The organism is Bacillus sp. SD075, assembly GCF_017355165.1.
Lineage (GTDB): Bacteria > Bacillota > Bacilli > Bacillales > DSM-1321 > Peribacillus.
The window spans coordinates 1-15,533 of sequence record NZ_JADILK010000070.1; the positions used below are offsets into that span (position 1 = coordinate 1).

At 39.1% G+C, this 15,533-nt stretch carries 15 protein-coding genes; 3 read left to right on the top strand and 12 right to left on the bottom strand.

Annotated features, from left to right (window positions below; genetic code table 11):
- Positions 1–330: 330 nt before the first annotated feature.
- Together IOC57_RS24205 and IOC57_RS24210 are read right to left on the bottom strand one after the other, a co-directional pair.
- A complete protein-coding gene (locus IOC57_RS24205) occupies positions 331–1,422 on the bottom strand; it encodes a GerAB/ArcD/ProY family transporter (protein ID WP_207441085.1) in 1,092 nt (363 codons plus the stop codon).
- Between the two features lie 1,136 nt (positions 1,423–2,558).
- Positions 2,559–3,002 (bottom strand): cell wall hydrolase, encoded by a 444-nt coding sequence (locus tag IOC57_RS24210; RefSeq protein WP_207441086.1) that lies wholly within the window; start codon positions 3,000–3,002, stop codon positions 2,559–2,561.
- 836 nt (positions 3,003–3,838) lie between these two features.
- Between IOC57_RS24210 and IOC57_RS24220 the strand changes: the two genes are divergently transcribed.
- Together IOC57_RS24220 and IOC57_RS24225 are read left to right on the top strand one after the other, a co-directional pair.
- The gene (locus IOC57_RS24220) at positions 3,839–5,020 is read left to right on the top strand and encodes a YhgE/Pip domain-containing protein (protein ID WP_207441087.1); all 1,182 of its coding nucleotides are present in this window, start codon (positions 3,839–3,841) and stop codon (positions 5,018–5,020) included.
- Positions 5,021–5,066: 46 nt separating this feature from the next.
- Positions 5,067–5,603, top strand: coding sequence for a PadR family transcriptional regulator (locus IOC57_RS24225; protein WP_207441088.1), 537 nt, complete (start codon positions 5,067–5,069; stop codon positions 5,601–5,603).
- A gap of 374 nt (positions 5,604–5,977) precedes the next feature.
- Here the strand turns inward: IOC57_RS24225 and IOC57_RS24230 are convergent, their stop codons facing one another.
- The 4 genes from IOC57_RS24230 to IOC57_RS24245 form a co-directional block, all read right to left on the bottom strand.
- The gene (locus IOC57_RS24230; protein WP_207441089.1) at positions 5,978–6,523 is read right to left on the bottom strand and encodes a TetR/AcrR family transcriptional regulator; all 546 of its coding nucleotides are present in this window, start codon (positions 6,521–6,523) and stop codon (positions 5,978–5,980) included.
- A gap of 144 nt (positions 6,524–6,667) precedes the next feature.
- Positions 6,668–7,570 carry an alpha/beta hydrolase gene (locus tag IOC57_RS24235; RefSeq protein WP_207441090.1) on the bottom strand — a complete coding sequence of 301 codons (903 nt, stop codon included), beginning with the start codon at positions 7,568–7,570 and terminating at the stop codon, positions 6,668–6,670.
- Between the two features lie 217 nt (positions 7,571–7,787).
- Entirely contained in the window at positions 7,788–7,931 is a 144-nt protein-coding gene (locus tag IOC57_RS24240) for a hypothetical protein (RefSeq protein ID WP_207441091.1), read from the bottom strand.
- 220 nt (positions 7,932–8,151) lie between these two features.
- Complete coding sequence (locus tag IOC57_RS24245) at positions 8,152–8,382, bottom strand: hypothetical protein (protein WP_207441092.1); 231 nt, start codon at positions 8,380–8,382, stop codon at positions 8,152–8,154.
- A 584-nt stretch (positions 8,383–8,966) separates the two neighbouring features.
- Between IOC57_RS24245 and brnQ the strand changes: the two genes are divergently transcribed.
- Positions 8,967–10,307, top strand: a complete 1,341-nt coding sequence (gene brnQ, locus IOC57_RS24250; RefSeq protein WP_207441093.1) for a branched-chain amino acid transport system II carrier protein — start codon at positions 8,967–8,969, stop codon at positions 10,305–10,307.
- Between the two features lie 257 nt (positions 10,308–10,564).
- Here the strand turns inward: brnQ and IOC57_RS24255 are convergent, their stop codons facing one another.
- The 6 genes from IOC57_RS24255 to IOC57_RS24275 all read right to left on the bottom strand — a co-directional run bounded on the left by IOC57_RS24255 (position 10,565) and on the right by IOC57_RS24275 (position 15,046).
- The gene (locus IOC57_RS24255) at positions 10,565–10,894 is read right to left on the bottom strand and encodes a YolC/YozM family protein (protein WP_207441094.1); all 330 of its coding nucleotides are present in this window, start codon (positions 10,892–10,894) and stop codon (positions 10,565–10,567) included.
- A gap of 324 nt (positions 10,895–11,218) precedes the next feature.
- Positions 11,219–11,740, bottom strand: a complete 522-nt coding sequence (locus IOC57_RS24260) for a DinB family protein (protein ID WP_286185163.1) — start codon at positions 11,738–11,740, stop codon at positions 11,219–11,221.
- A 181-nt stretch (positions 11,741–11,921) separates the two neighbouring features.
- Entirely contained in the window at positions 11,922–12,080 is a 159-nt protein-coding gene (locus tag IOC57_RS26780) for a YuzK family famiily protein (protein WP_483862056.1), read from the bottom strand.
- Between the two features lie 306 nt (positions 12,081–12,386).
- The gene (gene sdaAA / locus IOC57_RS24265; protein WP_207441095.1) at positions 12,387–13,262 is read right to left on the bottom strand and encodes an L-serine ammonia-lyase, iron-sulfur-dependent, subunit alpha; all 876 of its coding nucleotides are present in this window, start codon (positions 13,260–13,262) and stop codon (positions 12,387–12,389) included.
- A 40-nt stretch (positions 13,263–13,302) separates the two neighbouring features.
- Entirely contained in the window at positions 13,303–13,965 is a 663-nt protein-coding gene (gene sdaAB, locus IOC57_RS24270; protein WP_207441096.1) for an L-serine ammonia-lyase, iron-sulfur-dependent subunit beta, read from the bottom strand.
- A 46-nt stretch (positions 13,966–14,011) separates the two neighbouring features.
- Entirely contained in the window at positions 14,012–15,046 is a 1,035-nt protein-coding gene (locus tag IOC57_RS24275) for a PTS sugar transporter subunit IIC (RefSeq protein ID WP_207441097.1), read from the bottom strand.
- Positions 15,047–15,533: the final 487 nt, after the last annotated feature.

Sequence of the window (15,533 nt, forward strand, 5' to 3'; positions counted from 1 at the left end):
GAGAGGAACTTTTTTGTAGTTCCTCTTCCTTTTTTGTGTCTTTGTTTCTTCATCCTGGAATTTCGGGATTGCTTGTTTAGAAAACAAATAAGGTAAACGTTTTGGATTGAAGAATTTGGCGACACTCCTGCCGAAATGCTGGCTTGCCGAGACCCCACAGGCGCTTTTCGCCGAGGAGGCTTGGCAGACAGTCGGCGGAAAGGGAGCCGATTTCTGAAATCACCCGCAACCTTCTTCAAATAAAAAAACTCCAGTCAAACTCACTTTTCTTCAAGTTTGACTGAGTAATGTATTATTCATTCTTTTCCTTTTTATATAAATGATAATTTGTCATAAACGTTTCCGCCTTTTTTTTATACTTAATAAAATCAAAAGAAGAGGCAAGTATAAAACAAGGAAGCACACACCGTATGGATTGATCATTTTATTTAATATAAATAAGGAATCGACATCGAAAAAGAATATATTGACGAGCAGTATGATTATGGACATTACCCATAAGGGATACTTTTGCTGGACGTTGAATAAGCGCTTGACACCCCTGCTGGCCGCCCACAAAGGAATGACCATATTGGGAATGATGACGATGGTCCACCAAGAAATAGTTATGTATTCGAAACGTTGAATAAAGGGGAATTCAATGACACTGGTCAATGTAAGTGTTGGCCAAAGGGTAAGAACCAACTGTTTCTGTGAATAAAAGACTGTCGAAACAAAATAAATTAATAGGATCAAAAACGTGGTAATCAAGGCTCCTCCATGAGCATACTTTTGTGATGTTTTTGCATTTTTGATGAACGGATAAAACATCAGGATCATTTCAAAACCAAGCATTGATAATGAAGTACTTCTGGTTCCTTTCATTATTTCCAATAATGTATGATCGAATATTGGAAGGAAACCGATGAAATCCGCGTATTTAAAGCCATATAGAGGTACAATTAAAAGCCAGTATGAAGCGATTACAGTTAAAAAGGCAATACCCGTAATGGTTCGGAACCCTCCCGCAATGATGTTATAAATCAGAATCAGGAAAACCAAAGCAAATGCCCAAGAAGGTACCTCGTCAAACATCCAAACATGAATGACATTTATATAGCCGATTATGATCGTCATTCCAAGGGCGAAAAAGTACAGAATGAATAAAAGGCTAAAGAAATTCCCAATCCACTTACCCCATGCATGGTTATTAGCGTATATGAGATCACCAGGAACAATACTGAAAATCTTATAGATAATCCAAATTAATATATGAACAATCAGTCCGGCTAGGAGTATGGAGATCCAGCCATCCGTTCCCGTCGCCTTAGCTAAATCTCTTTGAAAATTTAACACGCCTAATCCAGTTTGCATGGCATGCACTATAAATAACACATAGAATGGCGATACCTTATACTTTTCATTAACACCAGCTTGGTTCATACAGGACCCTCTTTTTTATCACTCATATTTCCTATGTTAATAATCTGGCTTTTACAGGGGTAATTTATTCAAAAACGCTACAAACCTCAAGTACAGTTCGAATGAACTGACCTCCCTCAAAAAACTAATCACGATCTCCCGACTGCTCTAGAATGCTTAGGAATTCAACAACAACTGAAAGAAAGGTTACATTCCTAGATTGAATTCAGTATACATTTTAACCTTAAAAATTTTAGGATGCTTCCTTATTTGGAAGGATCAAATCACTTGTTCCTGATTACAGGGAAGCACGACCAGTGTAAAGAAGTCTAAAAAATGGCCCCCAACACAATAAAATAGGCAATGTATGCCTTTATTCGACCAAAGATGTGAAAATCTCTTCAATATCATTCAAAGACCCTCCAGTCCATCATGACTTCCTCTCCTCTATGAAGGATAAGGGCTGCCTAAGTTATCCTCATTCATTCACAGCAACGAATTGAATTTGCATATACCTTGTGGGAAGTGGAAAGAATCGGGCTTGGAAGCATTTGCTTTTATAAAAGGCAGGGGGATTTCGAAGTACATATATCTGATAAATTTCCAGGAGTGAGACCAATAAAGCTTCGGAAATTAAAGGGTTTGTCACTGGAGGAAACCAAAACAGCTTTCATCGAAAATAGTGAATCCGAACCAGAAAAGCGGAAGGTGTACTACGCCCAATTTCGTCGCCCTCGGAAAGACACTGAATAAGTGTGCTGTTCCTTGATATAGGAAAGCGCCTGTTTAGGGAAGATAAATTTCCCATAAGAATTCCTTATTTTTATAAATCCGTGTTATTTTCATTTTCAAAATCATCATTAAGGAAAGACCTTTTACCTTCTTAAACTCCATACTTTTTTCAAGAAATTGACCAATCTTTGAATTGTTAATTCCTTTCTTTACTGCTGTTACAATAACTATATAGAGGATGAATAACCCAATGATTAAATAAGCAAAAAATATGATGGCCCCACTAAAAATCCCCCAAACACCAATCCATCATTTCCTTTATTTTGCCCTGAATTCCACGATTCCTTGTTGAACTCTCAGTTTGATGCATAAAAAAAGGAGCTGTTGATCAGCTCCTTGAAATGAAATGATAGCCCCTAGACCGCCTAAGCTCCTGTATAAACACTTTCACATGTTCCAGGTTTTGGTTCATAATAACAATGATTTTTATATTGACCGGCAAAAGGTTGATCGTACCATGTTGGAGGGCATGGTGCATATGGATTAAAATACCAAAGAGCATATTTCCCTGGGTGTTGACTCCAATAATCCAAATTCTTTTTTGCTAATCTTTTTTCAGCAGCTCTCGCCCTTTGATAAAATACATTACCTTTTTGAACGGCTTCAAAAGAATAATTTCCTCCTTGTACATGAAAAATGACTTGTGAAATGGTTCTTAAATCTTTAAAGTCTAAACAATCTGCTTTAAGACGATTAACAATTACATTTCCAACATACAACATTCCTTGTAGTCCTTCACCTTCGGCTTCAGCTCTCATCATCCTTGCCATTAAGTCAACGTCTGAACTTCGGTAACTCACTCTTGCCATTTTTACACCCCAAATATATCGTATGAAAAAAAGCCTCCTTTAATGTCATTGTTTATAAAATAGGAAGTTTTTTACGCTTACAGTTTATAAGAACCTAAAGTCAGTTCCGATCTTCAGCCAAACCTGTTAGCTCATGAGGCATGGTTGCTTCTTTTTGGCAATCACAAAAAATTGTACCGGCGCAGAGTAAATCCATAACAAACACATCATTAACCGAAATGAAAGGTCATGTTTAGCAAAAAAATCTTTGAACAGTGAGCCGGATCCTGACCACAAAAGCAATGCCATCCCCCCAGGAAAATGGTTAACGCTAAATAGATAGCTACTAATTTAAGTGACCATCAAACGGTAAAAATACGCGCTCAATACGGTTACATAGAACATGATAATTTGAAGAATGAAACCTGATAAAAAGGGAGACTGCACATTTCTGGACTCCTTCTTTGAACCTTTTGGAATACTAATCTGCCAAGCTAAGTAAAGAGGATATGCTGCACCGGCTATTTTAAAATATGACTCGGCTTGTTGTAAATACTCCGCTCATGATCCCAAGTACTGCAAATCCTGCCAAGATGCCGCTAGTGAACTTCCATGACCCCAAAAAAACAAACCTCCTTGCTTCCGTCATCAATAAGATAGTCCTTGGACCAGCGCAATCCAACATTCATAGTTACTCCCAATAAAGTAGAAGATTTAACGTTCTGCTTTGTTGGTATTTTTCAATTGACTTATTGAAAAAAATAAAATAGAATACTAATTACTCAATTCGAAGTACTCTAATTAGAGTACTTCGAATTGAGTATACTGAAATTAAATCAAAAGGATGGATTCAACATATGAAATTTACTGCATTCTTAAAAACAAGAGGTGCAACTGCGGCAATCTTTATGGGGATTTTCTATGCAGTTGCCATGCTAGGCATCTTCTTACCTGGGTATACGGCCATTCCAGGAAATGTCGATAAATTACCTATCGCCATCATCAATGATGATGCCGGTGAAAATGGGGCAAAGATTGCCGGACAGTTACAAGAAAATTTACCCTTCAAAGAAATCGAGACGGAAATAACAAATAAACAAGCCTTAAAAGAATTGGAGCACAATGATCTAGCATTAGTCGTACACATCCCAAAATCCTTCTCTGCGAATATGCAAAAAGGTGAAACGCCATCAAGCATTGACTTTACAATCAATGAAGCAGGGCCAACAACCGTTTCTTCTACCATGAATGCTGTCGTAACTGAAATTAATAACCAGTTAAGCACACAATTCTCACAACAAACGGCCCAGGGTGTATTGTTGAACTTTAATGTACCAGAAAAGCAAGCCGCTGAATTAGCCGAAAAGATTGAGAAGTCTTATGTAGGAAATGTAGTTACAATCAACGAAATACCAGATGGCATGAATCATAATATGCTGCCTATGTTCTTAACAATGGCCGGTTATGTTGGGGCGATGATCGGGGCGATGCAAATAGTAGGTGCATTTAGGGACAGCCGTGGAAAAGCAAGTAAAACACGCTTATTCATTTATGTGCAATTGACTGCATTATTGATTGCAGTGGTTTCATCACTCATCGCTGTAGGTGTAACGTATTTAATTGACAAGCCAAGTGGTGACCTATTCTTCGGTATAGTAGGTCAACAAATACTAAACTATATGGTATGTTTTAATTTCACCGCGATTTTAATCTTCTTATTCGGTGAAGGCGGCATGATTTTAAACCTACCGATTTTATTAATACAAACAATTGCAAATGGTGCCACTATCACACGTGATATGATGCATTTACCATATGAATGGATGAGCCACATTTCACCGATGTACTATTCGGTGCAAGCGTACTTTGCAAACTTATTTGGCAGCATTAGTCCAAGCCCGTACATTTGGTCAATGGTTGCGGTTGGTGCCGTTTCGATGGTAATTAATATGGCCATTGTCGCGTTTATACAAAAATCAATGCCAGGACAGGTTCCCGAAACGGAAGTTGAAAAGAAAGCGGCTGAAATCACAGCTTAGGTTTTGCTACAATAAGGAGATCATACTTCTTAAAGGAGCGTAGAAAATGTCCATTCAAATTTTTATATTGAGCAAGCTGATGGAGGATAAAAATTATCCTTATAAATTAAAAAAGCAGCTTTCAGAACCCATTCCATTGGATCGCCTAGGCGGGTTAACTGAAAGTAAACTGTACTACCATTTTGAATCATTGGTAAAACAAGGTTTAGTCGAGCCAGTAGAAGTGATAAAAGAAGAACATCGGCCAGATAAACAAGTATTTGCGATTACGGCTAAGGGGCGCGAGGAACTACCCAAAAAAATCTATAAATTATTTGAAAGTGCGGATGAAATTAAGGATATGATTGTTTGTTTAGCCAACATCAGGTATGTAGATCGGGACAAAGTAGTAAATATATTAGAAAAAAAGGTAAAGACCATCAAGTCTAATTGGGAGCAGCTTGATCATTTTGAGCTAGATCAAGTAGGCAAAGATAACAAGAATATTGGTGAATTCATGCATGGTTATCTTTCGACCAGAGTAGATCACACAATATATTGGTTTGAAGAGTTAATTAAAAGGATAAAAACAAACGAATTGTAAGTTTCATCAGAGAGCAGGGTTTTTGGCAGAAGTTCCAAAAATGATCGGGGTTTGCCCAATCACATAACCAAAAATAACAGCTATGTGAAAGTTATATTCACATAGCTGTTATTTTTCATATGAAGGATTAAAACAGTAACTGGATTAAGCATAAAGGCTGTTTTCGCATATTTTGTTGCTATTTACTAAGTAGTGCGGTGTGGTTGATTTCCCCTCCAGATGCTCGCTTTCCGCGGGAGCAGTGGGAGTCTCGCACTTCCGCTCCAATCAACCTTAAATAGTTTCGTTTTAAAAACTACAATCTTTACGAAAAGAGCCAAAATAAAAAACTTTCGGAAAGGGCAAGTAACCCATACCAAAAGTTTTCCCATATATTATAAATTCCTCTCTAACAAAATCCCCACATGCTCTGCCAAGACTTGCGGTGGATCAGGTATTCCCTTTGTGAAATACGATTCTACTATCCCTACAATAGCTACTCCAAAAAATTGAATGATAACATCTTTACTTAATCCTTGATTTTTCCCTTTGTCCACATCTACTTCATTCTGTACTTCCTCGATGACAAGCTCAAGAAAGCGACTGCGAAAAAAAGGTGCCCCTTTGTCTGCCAACATGATTGAAAAGAAGGAATAATGACTTTCAAAGTATTCAAACCAAATGAGAAGAGCATCTGTAAAACTCCATTCTGCTGAGGATTCACAAAGTTTTCTTAGTTCGTTAATATGCTCTTCAATGAGCTTATCCAGCAGATCATATTTATCCAGGTAATGAGAGTAAATGGTTCTTCGTCCAACATTCGCTTTGTCGGCAATATCCTGTATCGTAATCTGATCAAAATTCTTATCAGACATCAGTTCAATAAAAGCATTTTTTATTGCTTCTTGAGATTTGAGTATTCTTCTATCCACGTTAGACATTGTGAGAGTCACCAAACTTTCTTGAAAAAACCTGGTGCTATAAGGTACAGCCGTTTTCCCAAGAGGACTGGGAAAACGGCTGTATTCTTAATGCTACCAAGCTTCTGTTTTTTTAAAACACGCAGGAGGCTACTTTCTTATTTCTTAAAGATTCTTGCCAAAGAACTCTGTTAACTTAGTTCCAGCTTGATCTACATATTCTAGGATATCATACATAGCAATATGCGTTGCACCCTCAACCCAAAACAATTCCTTTGGTCCATTCGACAATTCATGGAACTGCTCGCTGTAACTGCGTGTATCAGCCTCGGTTCCTACAATCAATAACATAGGTTGAGTCAGGTAGGTGCTCATTTGGCTTGATGCCGAGAATGCCATGAGTTTGTCAACGCTTGTAAATAGGAATCGATTGGGAGAATTAGGGTGCTGTGCTCTAGGCGTTCTATAGTAGTCAAAAGCTTCACGCATTAGCACAGGTGTATTTTCATCCATTTCTTCAAGCGTATCAGGTGCATAAGTAAGGAAATGCGCTTCTGTTCCATTTGCTTCTGCAGTACGCTGCTTCGCAACTGCCTCAAGTGTTTGCAATTGTGTTTCCATGCTACCTTCCCCTCGGAACATGGCACCGATGTCGACCGCACTTACAGTCGCTACCGCTTTGATGCGACGTTCAGTTTGAGCTGCAGCTATGGCATAACCGCCACCTGCACAAATACCAAGGGCCCCAATCTTTTCTTGATCGACAAACGGGAGAGTCGTCAAATAATCCACCGCACAACGCACATCTTCTACTCTGGCAATCGGATCTTCAAGCAAACGTGGTTCTCCTTCGCTCTCACCCTGATGGGAAGCGTCAAATGCTAACGTAACAAAGCCTTTGTCAGAAAGCTTTTGTGCATATACCCCTGCAGTCTGTTCTTTTACTCCACCACCAGGATGTACAACAACAATCCCTGAATATTTTTTGCTTTTGTCAAACCCATATGGTAAATAAAGGTTACCCATCATCTTTAAATGACCATTTTTAAACAAGACTGATTTTTTCATGTTTTTTCCCCTTTTGTATAAAGAATTCAATGCCCTGAAACAACTGCACAAACGTGCAATAATGAGCATCTGTGTAATATTATAAACAGGAACAAGATATCTTCAATGGCCAATCGGGTACGATTCGTGCGTTAGTGCACAATTCGGGTGAAATTGTGTAATATGTCTGCTAGCATTTATTCTGAAGTTTTATAAAATGAAATAAAAAAGACCTTATTCAGGTCTCAAAAAGTGCGATTGATTCAATTTCTTCTATAGGTATCCCTAGCTCCCAGGCATACACTAGCAGTTCTACCCATTCCATATCCAAGTCATTTTCAATAAATAAGAAAAAAACATGTCCGCGCTCCCGATCTTTCAAGAAGCCTACCTAAAAACAATTCAGTTTAATTATCCTTGCATTAAACGTGCCAATTGTTATTGGGAGATGATGTAATTAGCCAGAGAAGAAATTATTTTCTACAGAAAATCTACATCCGGGCCCATAAATCCCAATTTCAGCATTCTATTAATGCCATTTTTTTCACCTTATTGATTAGCCAATCATCTTTAGCCTAACGTCAACTCAACGAAACCAAAGTTCAATTATCACTTGCCTTGTTTCTTTTTCCTTCAAAATATATGGATGCCGCTAGAACAATGATTCCAACTACTGCAATGTGAGCTAACCAAAATAAGTCCATATCCGTGATATACTCAACTATATTTAATAAAGAAAGCGCAAATATGCAAATTAGTAATAAAACATCTTTTTTGCTTTGTTTCCGTTTTTCAAAGAACAATCCCAGTATTTTTTCAAAAAATACTCCCATTATACAACACCGCCTTAATTTCCACTGTTCCCTGCCAAATAGACAGCAAAGTTCAATTAAATTCCACTGTCTAAACCGTCAATCTTTACCCCTCTGCTCCAATCACGGGCGACTTTTTTCATTCATTTCCTATGATGGTTATCATCAGCTCTCCTTCTATCTCATAAAGCTTGGATGAATTCTCGATACCGTGGTGTATGTGTAATCTACTGTGCCAGGCTTCATTTATACTTTCTACCGCTCCCCATTTGACTACATTTCCCTCTTTGTCATTTCACCGTTTTCTTTGACCATTTCCTTATTGCATGCACCTGTACCTGAAAACACTGAAATAAATAACAAAAAACTAAGCGAATTTTTAATTTTGCACCTTTATTATTAGTATGAGCAGCTTTTAGATGTTCAAAATAAGGTAAGGGCGGTTCACGGATCATCAGGGTAAATAATAAAAACAAAAAATATATTGAAATATCAATTTAATTTGGTTATAATACGATACGGTCTTAGTATTAGCTCGTATTCAATTATTAGAAAATTTAATAATTTTCTAAAATAGCAAATTTTGGTTTTTCGGAGGGTTTATTTTGTCTAATAAAGTACCATTTTCATTTATAGTAGTGATTGGGTTAATGTTATTTGCCCTTTTCTTCGGGGCAGGGAATTTAATTTTCCCGCCAATGCTTGGTCAATCAGCAGGTACAAATATCTGGTCAGCTAATGCAGGGTTTTTGGTCACAGGAGTAGGATTACCGTTACTTGGTGTTCTGGCTCTCGGTTTTTCTGGCAAAGATGACTTACAATCATTAGCGAGCCGCGTCCATCCAGTCTTTGGTATTGTATTTACAACCGTTCTTTATTTAGCCATTGGTCCATTATTCGCAATGCCCAGAACAGGAAATGTTTCTTTTGAGATCGGGGTAAAACCCTTTTTGCCTGAAGATTCAGGTCCACTGCCTTTACTTATTTTCACCATCATCTTTTTTACAGTTTCGTGCCTTCTTTCGCTCAATCCTGCGAAAATTGTCGAAATTGTGGGGAAAGTTTTGACACCCATCAAGTTAACGTTCATTGGAATCCTGGTGGTAGTCGCTTTCGTTAATCCAATTGGAGATTTTCAAGCACCTGCCGAGCACTATATGGTTCAACCATTTTTCAATGGATTCAGAGAAGGTTATTTAACGATGGATACTCTTGCATCTTTTGTTTTTGGCATCATCATCATTAATGCCATTAAAGAAAAGGGTGCTAAAACACAAAAACAAATAATGATCGTTTGTGGAAAAGCGACTGCCATTGCGGCCGTTATCCTTGCTACCATTTATACAGCTCTCTCTTATATGGGTGCTTCAAGCGTTGAGAAACTTGGACGCTTGGATAATGGAGGCATTGTCTTGGCAAAAGTCTCGGATTATTACTTTGGAGCATATGGCGGGCTATTATTAGGATTAATGATCACCGTGGCCTGTATAACGACAAGCGTAGGACTCATTACATCTTGCTCGACGTACTTCCATAAACTATTTCCAAACCTGCCTTACAAAACAATTGCGATAAGTTTATCCATATTCAGTGCAATAATTGCCAATATAGGACTAACCCAGTTAATTGCCATTTCTGTACCGGTAATGACAGCCATTTATCCATTGGCCATTGTTTTGATTTTCTTAACATTTCTTCATTCTTTATTTAAAGGGAGACCTGAAGTTTATCAAGGCAGCTTACTTTTAACATTCATCGTTAGTCTATTTGATGGATTAAATGGAGCAGGTGTACACATTTCATTCATCAATGATTTCTTCACTACAATACTTCCCATGTATGAGGCAGGACTAGGATGGATCATTCCTGCCATTGTTGGAGGATTCATTGGGTATGCCAGCAGCGTCTTACGGTCGAAATTCGGTCATAATCACCAAATAGATTAATGATATAAATCAGCCCTGAAATAATTGACTGTAGACAAATTCGAAGAAAAGCGAGTTTGCCTACAGTTTTTTCTTTGTAAAACGTTCCAGTTGATTCCAGAGGTCCACTCACTTTCCGCCGACTGTCTGCCAAGATTCCTAGCCGCAAGTGGGGCTCATTTAGCCCGTTATTCGGCAGCAGCGTCGTAAATTCCTTCAATCTAGAAAGGGTTACAGTAAAATCACTGGAGCCTAACCATGTCTTATTCTTAAAGATGTCAATGTACGATGGCCTCACCGACTTTTATAGCAACGACCTTAACTTCATAATCCTCCATGCCATTTTTTGGGGCAATCCGGGACATGGAGTGAGCGATTTCATTCTGCCGTTTTTCCTCCATTGGCACTTGAACTTTGATCGTTTTGTCGTCAGTCCGGACACTGACCGCCATAACCTCATAAAGATCGGAAATCTCACTGCTTTCATCTATTAGGGCTTGGACCTGTTCTTCGATCTTTTGATTGTCCAGGTATTTAAAGACAAATAAAAGCGTAAGCGCACATAAAAGCACAACCCCTAGAAAAATTCGTTTTTTATATTTCTTCATTCCTTATCTCTTTCTCCATCAACTCCTAGATTTTCTTTGGTCATGCTTTTGTTGACGTTTTGACATTAGCCAATATACCATAAACTGTAATACACGATGAAAAATTATGATTTTTCCACTAAGCTGTCCAGTAACTAAGGATAATCTAGTTTTGTTTTTAATATCATGGACCATCCCGAATACCCTTTTGTCAAAAGAAGGGTTTCTACCCGAATTTCAAAGGTAGGTTACTCCTGTGGGGAAAACGAATACAGGGGAGACCCCACTGGCGAACTGCCCGTGGAAAGCAAATGACTGGAGTGGAAAAACCATTTCTTTACCTTCTCATTCCATCGTTAATTTCTTCAGCAATTGAAAAATCTGCCCCCTATGATGTGATTCATGTTCAATCAAATGGTAAACGACCCATTCAGGTGTGACGTCATATTGTTCAAGTACCCTCGGTTTTCGCCAATCCGTTAGGTCCATTGTGCGAAAGTTCGAAAGAAATACTTCACGTACCTTATTAAGACGGTAGAAGTGTTCTTCTAATGTCTGTCCTTCAATGTGGCTCAGGGAGCCATCTTCAGCACGGCATCCTAAAGGAAATAATGCGGATATTTCCGAATCCCATTCCGTAACAAGGACCTCCTCGTATAACCAATCTGCCTCTACCAGCGCTATGTGATATAACATCGAGCCAATCGTTTGCCTTTCATCGATTTTCGAATCGAGAATATTTTGGCTGATTCCGGTCAGTTCCAAAATGAGCGTACGGCGAACATCTTCTAAACACCATAGCCACCGCCCCATTTCCTCTTCATATCCCGGTAATGCCGAAACCAGCAATGTTCTTCTCTCCACCATGATCATCCTCCTCTTCATCAATGTTCATTCTATATAAACGTGTTGTTTCCTTCTTTTAAATGGAATAATTCATGAATAGCCTGTCTTTTAGGACTAAACAAAAAAGAGCAATCTTTTTCGATTGCTCTTTCGCTTATTCATGATTATTTCGTTTTATTTTATCCGATATCATAGATCGAAATTAACTTCCCAAAAAAAGATTGGATCTCATCTCCTCTGATATACGCCTGCTTTGTAGATAATCCTGTTCCCGTTCTTGTTCAACTATTATACGTTGCTCCAGTTTTTGAGCATATAATGCATAGCCGATTCCATGAGCCTGAAACATCGCTTTTTCCATTGCCGACGTGTACGTTAATTCGAGAAAATTAATGAATAATCAATCCTTCCCATAGTAAATTTCGTACTAATCTTATCATTGTAAGAGATAACTCACAAAGTTGCTGTGGTTCCATATTCTCTGATAATTCAGATTTTTAAACACCTGTTTCTATCTCCGTGTACATAAACGCCAAATCCCTCCATCTTCCTCTCAATCCCTTTTTCCATTTTCAAAAATGAGCAGTTTGATGGGATTTGCGTTGTTTTTTTTTTAAGATAAATTAAAAATCCCATTAACAAACCTGATGTTAATGGGATTGAATGTTTATTTATATGAACCGAAAATTTCCTTTGCCAATCTACGCCCCGTAGGAGTCGCAGCCAGGCCGCCTTCTGCCGTTTCCCGAAGTGCAACTGGCATGGTCAATCCTATTTTATACATGGCATCGATCACTTCGTCACATGGAATGCGGCTCGTAATGCCAGCAAGTGCCATATCAGCTGCCGTTATTGCGTTGGATGCACCCATTGCATTACGTTTCACGCAAGGAACTTCAACCAATCCTGCCACTGGATCACAAACCAATCCAAGCATATTTTTCAATGTGATCGCCATCGCTTCTGCAGCTTGGCTTGGCGTACCGCCGGCAAGTTCTACTATCGCAGCTGCTGCCATCCCACTTGCCGAGCCCACTTCTGCTTGGCAGCCGCCAGCCGCTCCAGAAATGGAAGCATTGTTTGCAACCACGAATCCGAAGGCAGCGGACGTGAAAAGAAATTCAATCATCTCTGCTCGGGTCGGGTTTAATTTTTCTTTCACGGCAAATAATGTACCGGGAACAACGCCCGCAGAACCTGCAGTCGGAGTGGCACAAATCATTCCCATTGCAGCATTCACTTCGTTCGTCGCAACAGCTTTACTGACAGCATCCAGTAATAAATCGCCTGCGAGTGCCTTCCCCGACCTGATATAATTTTGCAAAAGAACAGCATCTCCACCCGTTAGGCCTGTAACGGATTGCACACCTTTCAGGCCTCTTTCCACCGCTTGTTCCATCACTGTCAAATTCCTGTCCATCTTTTCAATGATTTGTTCCCTCGACAGGCTTGAGAACTCCATTTCTTGTAAAATCATGATTTCCGCGATTTTTACATTTTTATTTTCAGCAAGTTCAACCAACTCTGCTACATTTCGGAACATGTTTTTACCTCCATATCTATGCCAACACTATTAATGGTTATCATTCAACCATCCTTATGACTTGCGACACGTTTTCTAACCCTTCAATTTCCTTCATGACATCAGCCTTTATTTTCTGATCGACTTCTATCACCATAAGGGCCATTTGACCTTTTTCTTTTCGTGAAACTTCCATATGTCCAACGTTAATCTCATGATTGGCCAGTACTGTCGAAACGGAAGATATTATTCCGAACACATCGTTATGCACGACTAAAATGGCTGGGTTTTCCCCTGACAATTTAAGCTTGAACGTATTCAACTCCGTTATTTCTATCGTTCCGCCGCCAATCGAGATCCCAACAAGTTCTAATTCCTTATCTTCGTCGAACAGTCTGATTTTGACTGTATTAGGATGATCCGTCACAGTATCCTCGATTGTAAAGGAAACTTCCATACCGGCTTCTTCCGCTATCGTTAAAGAAGCAGGGATTCGTTCATCATCCGTATCGAAATCCAATATCCCGCCTACGACAGCAACATCCGTCCCGTGTCCCCTGTATGTTTTTGCAAAAGAACCATATAAAGAAATAATGGCTTTCTTCGGTTGCTTTCCGAATAACGTCCTTGCTACTCTGCCAATTCTGGCAGCTCCTGCTGTATGTGAGCTTGAAGGTCCAATCATGACTGGACCGATTATATCGAATGCAGATCTGTATTTCATTGTGTAATGCCCCTTTTCTGGCAAAAGTTTTGTTTAACCGTATTCATTATGCCGCTTTTTGTTCTTCCTTCATCCTTATTTCTGAAACGGTCCTGATCTTATAATTCTTGAATACGATCGAACCAAGGAAACCTACCGTCGCTCCCACAACTGCACATATCCCAGCAGTGATCGTCACTTTTACTGGATCATTGAAACCATACATAACTGCCAACCCTGCGATCGGTGTTGCCGTACCGGTTGCATTATTCACTAAACCAAACATGGCCACGACCACGCCAGCAGCCGCTCCGCCAATGAAGTTGGTGGAATACACCGGAATGGGATTTGCAGATATGATATCCGCTTGTGTCAATGGTTCAATCGCAACCGCAATTGTAGTACTTCTGTCTCCAAATTTCAAGCGATCGAACAAAACAAAATTCATGAAAGAGGATCCGAATACAGCAAGGGCCCCGATTGCCATAGGAAGTCCCGTCAATCCAAGCATTGCTGTCAATGCCATCGAGCTTAATGGTGCAGTGGCGACGACCGTGATGACTCCTCCAAGGATGATTCCCATTAAGATTGGATTACTGTTTGCCGTTTCCTTAATGATTCCACCGATATTCAGAAGCGTTGCATTGACCAATGGCGTTAATTGCTCACCAATAAACCGAACGAGCGGTGCTGCAATGAGGATGGTGACAATCAAGTCCAATCCAGCAGGGACTTTTTTCTCGATCACTTTCACAAGAAAAGCAACAAGATAGCCTGCGAAAAATCCAGGCAGCAAGCCTAAACCAGCACATGAAACACCAAGTAAAAGAGCATAAACAGGAGAAACCCCTAGTGCTAATGCAACAAGTGAAGCCGCTGCAACGCCTCCCATGCTACCGGCTGCATCCCCTACTTCTCCAAGGAATTCAATTTTAAATAAGTCCCCTCCGACATACCGCTGAAATGCTTCCACTAGAAAAGCGGCAACCGCTGCATTAGCAAGGGCACCCATTGCCTTCATCCCTTTTGGGGCTTTAAAACTGAATAATGAAAATAAACCAAGTACCAATAATAATAAGGCCGTTCCTTTTAAAATTTCCATTAAAATCTCTCCTCTTAGTGATTAGTTAGCATTCTTCATGACTTAATATGTTAAGCGAACTACTAATTCATTACAGGCTTCCGATTTAATAACAATCACCATCGGTCCTTTGTTTCCATTTCATAGTTGGCTGTGTCAAGTTCTGGTCAATCAATTAAGGAATTCTTACGAAAAATGAGAAATAGAATAACTCTTATATTATATTAAAATATCTTTATTTACCCTGGTAATGTAAACCCTTTCATTTCCTATCCCATATTAACATATAACAAGCTGCATACCTACTAAAATTTTTTTTTACAAACTGAGATAAATATCCGATTTTTCAGTATATTGAAATAATTAATAATCATACCTACAACAATTAAAATAAAAAAAAGCAGCCATCAGGCTGCTTCAGACTGTAGACAAACTCGATGAAAATCGAGTTTGTCTACAGTTTTTTTTGCTTGTACAATTTGGACGTTGATTTCCACTTCAGGCACTC